At 28.9% G+C, this 4762-nt stretch carries 5 protein-coding genes, 1 tRNA gene and 1 pseudogene; 5 read left to right on the top strand and 2 right to left on the bottom strand.

Going from position 1 to position 4762, the window contains the following annotated elements; translation table 11 throughout:
• The 4 genes and pseudogenes from secA to RSC72_RS14340 all read left to right on the top strand — a co-directional run.
• Positions 1–729, top strand: a pseudogene (gene secA / locus RSC72_RS14355) (preprotein translocase subunit SecA); the annotation flags it as partial.
• Between the two features lie 81 nt (positions 730–810).
• Positions 811–1245, top strand: coding sequence for a hypothetical protein (locus RSC72_RS14350; RefSeq protein ID WP_332578595.1), 435 nt, complete (start codon positions 811–813; stop codon positions 1243–1245).
• Between the two features lie 11 nt (positions 1246–1256).
• Positions 1257–1751, top strand: coding sequence for a YqiA/YcfP family alpha/beta fold hydrolase (locus tag RSC72_RS14345; RefSeq protein WP_332547093.1), 495 nt, complete (start codon positions 1257–1259; stop codon positions 1749–1751).
• Positions 1752–1753: 2 nt separating this feature from the next.
• The gene (locus RSC72_RS14340) at positions 1754–2275 is read left to right on the top strand and encodes a hypothetical protein (protein ID WP_332547095.1); all 522 of its coding nucleotides are present in this window, start codon (positions 1754–1756) and stop codon (positions 2273–2275) included.
• 55 nt (positions 2276–2330) lie between these two features.
• Here the strand turns inward: RSC72_RS14340 and RSC72_RS14335 are convergent, their stop codons facing one another.
• Positions 2331–3974, bottom strand: a complete 1644-nt coding sequence (locus tag RSC72_RS14335) for a dipeptidyl-peptidase 3 family protein (RefSeq protein WP_332566193.1) — start codon at positions 3972–3974, stop codon at positions 2331–2333.
• Positions 3975–4184: 210 nt separating this feature from the next.
• Here RSC72_RS14335 and RSC72_RS14330 point away from each other — a divergent pair, with 210 nt between their 5' ends.
• On the top strand, positions 4185–4535 hold the full coding sequence (locus RSC72_RS14330) for a hypothetical protein (RefSeq protein WP_332566194.1): 351 nt from the start codon (positions 4185–4187) through the stop codon (positions 4533–4535).
• Between the two features lie 56 nt (positions 4536–4591).
• Here RSC72_RS14330 and RSC72_RS14325 read toward each other — a convergent pair.
• Positions 4592–4667 (bottom strand) — tRNA-His (locus tag RSC72_RS14325).
• Positions 4668–4762: the final 95 nt, after the last annotated feature.

Genomic DNA, 4762 nt, shown 5'->3' with positions numbered 1-4762 from the left:
CGTTTGTTAGAGTATGATGATGTAATGAACAAACAACGTGAAGTAATTTACAAACGTCGTCACAATGCATTATTCGGAGAAAGATTAGAAGTAGATATCGCAAACATGATTTTTGATGTTTCTGCATCTATCGTACAATCAAACAAAGATTTTGAAGATTTTGGTCAATACGAATTAGATTTAATCAAATATTTTACAATGGGTACGCCTGTTACAGAAGATGAATTTAGATCTAAATCAATCAAAGATTTAACAAATATAACTTACGAAGCTGCAGTTGCAGATTACAAAGTTCGTATGAAATATGTAGCAGAAACTGCTTTCCCTGTTATCTCGGGTGTTTTCGAAAATCAAGGACATATGTTCTCTCGTATTCAAGTTCCATTTACAGATGGAATTCGCGAAATGACAGTTGTTTGTGATTTAAAAGAAGCGTATGAATCTCATGCAAAAACATTAATCAAAGATTTTGAAAAATCGGTTGTATTAAGTTTAATTGATGATAACTGGAAAGAACATTTACGTGATGTTGATGATTTACGTAAAACATCTCAAAATGCAGTTTATGAGCAAAAAGATCCATTAGTAGTTTACAAACAAGAATCTTTCCATATCTTCCAAAGAATGTTAGATACGGTAAATAAAGAAATTATTTCTTTCTTGTTCAAAGGTGAATTACCAAATGCACAAAAACCAGAATCTGTAGAAGAAGCTGAAATAGTGAATTAATCAGATTTTGATATAATTTTAACCCTTTCTGATTAATTTTAGAAAGGGTTTTTTAGTATTTTTACTTTTTAATTATGATTTATGATTAAAACTATAACATTAATAAGCATTCTTGTTTTTACAATAAGTTGTACTGTTAAAGAGTATAAAAAAGTAGTAATTCCATATTCAATTAACAATAGATCTGATTTAATGTCTTATAAGTTAAAAGGAATTATTGACTCTGCTTTTAGATTAGAATCAGATGCTTTTATTGATTTTATAGAGTTATCAAATACTGTCGATGGAGAAAGTGCATATGATTTAGGTTATGTATTAACCCAAATTATTTATATGATTGGAGAAGATGAATTTTTAAAAACTATAAATAATTTTACAAATGATGAAAAAGAAATACTAATTAGTTTTATTAATGTTGGACTTGAATACGGAGATAATGATTATGATAATATTCAAGATAATAGAAAAATTGAAAATGAATTTCCTATAATTCAACAAACATTAATAAACAAATAAATTTTAAATAAATGAAATTTGCATACTTACACGGCTACCAAGGATTTGTAACAGACGAAAAAAGAGAATATTTAGACTCTTTGGGCGATTGCTTTGCACCAACAATTGATTATGATAATGCACCAACTTTAGTACAAGATTTGATGGAGCAATTCACCAAAGAACCTATAGATTTTATTGCTGGAACAAGTTTGGGTGGAATGTTAAGTTATTATTTGGGATTAATGTTAAATGTTCCTGTTCTGATGTTCAATCCTGCTGTAATAGCGATTGAGCGATTAAAACCATTTTTACCAGAACAATTACTGAAAGCAGTTCCAAGTCAACGAAATCTAATTTTTACAGGTTTGAAAGATGATGTTGTAGAACCACAATTTCAAATAGATTTTGTAGAAAACCTTAAACAACAAAATGCCAATATCGAGCAAATTTTTTATGTCGATATGACGCATTTGGTTACGCTACAAGAATTCAAAAAAGCATTTGAAACTTTTCTTAAAAAATAAAAATGGCGTTATTTTCTCTGCTTCTAAAAGGAGTTTTAATCCTTATTTTAGGATTATCTTTTATAATTGGAATAGTAATCATGATTATTGGATTTTGGAAAACTCCAATGAATAAACAAAAAATTATAAAAGGCTTTTCTTTGTTCATCTTTCCTTTATTGATTTTCATTTATTATTCGATAAAACCTTCTCTACTTTATGAAGTGACTGATGAAAATATTATAGGAACTTATAAAGTTTCTAAATCTTCAACGGTTGATGTAAGTAATTTAGAAAAAGTAAGATTAAAAATTAATCCAAATGGAACTTTTTATTTGAATGAAAAAATTCATAAAATTAATATTTGTCAACAAGGAAAATTTGAATATTCATTAGAAATTGAAGACGAAAATGCGCTATCTTTTTATTGTGAAAATGTAATAATTGTTGAAGGAATAAAACGAAATTTCACCAATTTTGAATTAGAATTTATGATTGGTGATCCTGATAGTAACGAAGTAATTTATTTTGAAAAAATCAATTAAATACAATAAAAAAATCCACTCATCGAGTGGATTTTTTATTTATATCTTCTATTTCTTATAATCCTAACATTTGTGGACCTTGTTCAAAAACAACATCTACAGGAATATTTTTCGATTTTAAAGCATCTAAATCTTTCTGTAAATCTGTGTGAATAATTCCTTTTTCAGCATACAATTTCTTTACACCATCATAATCTCCATTTCCCTGAAGCGTCAAAATTAATTCCGAAAGTCCATTCATTGCTTTTTCCATTTTAGCAACATTTACTTTGTAACGTCCATTTGCTGTTTTCTCGAAAGCACCATTTTCAGCAAAATAATTAAAAGCAATCATATTTGCTTGTCCGTGCGCAGAACTTGCTCCGAAACGAACAGAACGTAAAATTCCAGCCAAGAAAGTCACAAAATAATCTTCTTGTTTTCCAGATAATTCACCTTTTTGTAAAAGTTGATTCACCATATACAAACCAAGAATATCAGCTTTTCCTTCTTCTAAAGCCGAATTAGCTTCTTTTAGAGCATCACGTACAGAACCTTTTCCGTTCACTGTATTTTTTATTCCTAAACCATGTGCCACTTCATGAAACATCACATTAGAGAAAAATGCATCAAATGTTATATTTTTTTGCTGACTTTCATCAATTAAAGCAGTTGAAATCGGTTCAAGAATTTTATCAAACTTCGCTTTCATTGCATTTTTCAACTGCAAACGACGTGTTCCTTTTTCTAATTGTACACGCTCATCATTTGGTAAATTTATGGCAATTGTTTTTCCCGCCGCATTACAATCTCCCGCATAATATATCACATCGTAGGCATTAAGATCAGAATCTGTACCAGGAACTTCTTTTTTATAAGTAGCAGAAACGGGTAAATTCTTTTGTAATTCTGGCAAATACTGAACAAATTTCGCCAACTTTTTCGACCATTCAATATCTTTTACCAAAACATAAGCAGAATAAGATGTTTTGTAACCAAATAACTGATCTTCATAATTTTCAATTGGTCCAACAACCATATCAATATTCGCGTTTTTCATATCCATCCAAGCCAAATCACTTGTATAATAATCATCAGTCAATAATGCTTTTGCGCGTAAGTGTAAATAATTTTTTAGCCCTTTATCTTCTGCTAAATTTGCGGCTTGATTTAGATAATCTGCTGCTTTTTGTAATTGATTTTTAAAATTTTCGTGATATGGAATCGAATACAAATTTCCTTCACGATTGCGGCGAATAATAGTGTAAGGAGATTTACCATCTTTTACATTTACCTGCTCAAACTCTTCTTTCGTCATATCCGTTGGATAGAAAGTTGCTCCAGCTGGTTTTGCTCCAACACCACTGATAAAAGGAGTTTCATTATTCAATCTATCCCAAGGCCCATAATTTATTTTCGCATATTTTTTGGCTTCTCCTTGGGTTTCGTCCATCAAATCTATTTTAGCGCCATAAGCTTGTTGCCAAAATAAATCGTCCATAATATCCGCCGTTTTAAACATCAAACGTAAAATCTCTTTTTCGTTTGATGTTAAATGCGAAATATCTGTTGTTAATGGTACTTGAGCATAATATTGATAAACGTAATCTTTTGTCATATTTGTTTCTGTTTGAGCTGTATCTTTCATTACTTTTTGAGTTGAACAAGAAGATAAAATTCCTGTTAAAGCAACAGTGCTCAATAGAATTGATTTTTTCATTTTGAATGTTTTGGTAAATTTAAGGAGAAATATAAGTATATTTATATTCGACGCTAACACAAATATATATAGATGCTTTTTGATAAAAAATTTATTGCTCTAATTATACTATTTTGTATTATATATTTTATTCTTATTTTAGTTAGACATAGGAGTAATATAAAAAATAATAATAAATTAAAAATAAATTCAGATTTATCAATATATAAATTGAATGGACAAATATTGGAGAAAGATAATTTCTTCGGTTTTAAGTTAGATTTTTCGAAATATAATATATTTATTAAAGGAAATATAATTTACATTACATCTCAAAACAATTTTAATCCTTTAAAAAGTTTAATACTTTCAAGTTTTGGTAATTTTGAAAATCAAGAAACAGAAATTATTGATGAATTGTATTTCGATAAAAAAGAACGTTTAATTGTTATTTATTATCCATATAATACACTTTCATTATTTTTAGGAAGTAATAAAACCGAAATTACACTTACAGGTTTTACTGAACAAGATAAGTATAAACTTAAAAAGTTTATAGCAACTTATTTTACTATTAACTAATCATCTTAATATTAAATAAAAAAAATCTCAACTTCTATAGAAGTTGAGATTTATAAGGGTGAATGATGGGTTTCGAACCCACGACCTCCGGAACCACAATCCGGCGCTCTAACCAACTGAGCTACAATCACCATTTGATGTGAATTTATTTTGAAACGAATTCTAACGTTTTAGGGTGAATGATGGGTTTCGAACCCACGACCTCCGGAACCACAATCCGGCGCTCT

The sequence above is a fragment of the Algoriella sp. genome (genome assembly GCF_036647415.1).
In the GTDB taxonomy this organism is placed as follows: domain Bacteria; phylum Bacteroidota; class Bacteroidia; order Flavobacteriales; family Weeksellaceae; genus Empedobacter.
The sequence above is the reverse complement of the archived record's forward strand: the minus strand, read 5'-3'. Positions and strand labels throughout refer to the sequence as shown.

Excerpts from the sequence above, each read along its gene's own strand:
- RSC72_RS14350 (WP_332578595.1), top strand. The coding sequence starts at position 811 with ATGATTAAAACTATAACATTAATAAGCATTCTTGTTTTTACAATAAGT.
- RSC72_RS14345 (WP_332547093.1), top strand. The coding sequence starts at position 1,257 with ATGAAATTTGCATACTTACACGGCTACCAAGGATTTGTAACAGACGAA.
- RSC72_RS14340 (WP_332547095.1), top strand. The coding sequence starts at position 1,754 with ATGGCGTTATTTTCTCTGCTTCTAAAAGGAGTTTTAATCCTTATTTTA.
- RSC72_RS14335 (WP_332566193.1), bottom strand. The coding sequence starts at position 3,974 with ATGAAAAAATCAATTCTATTGAGCACTGTTGCTTTAACAGGAATTTTA.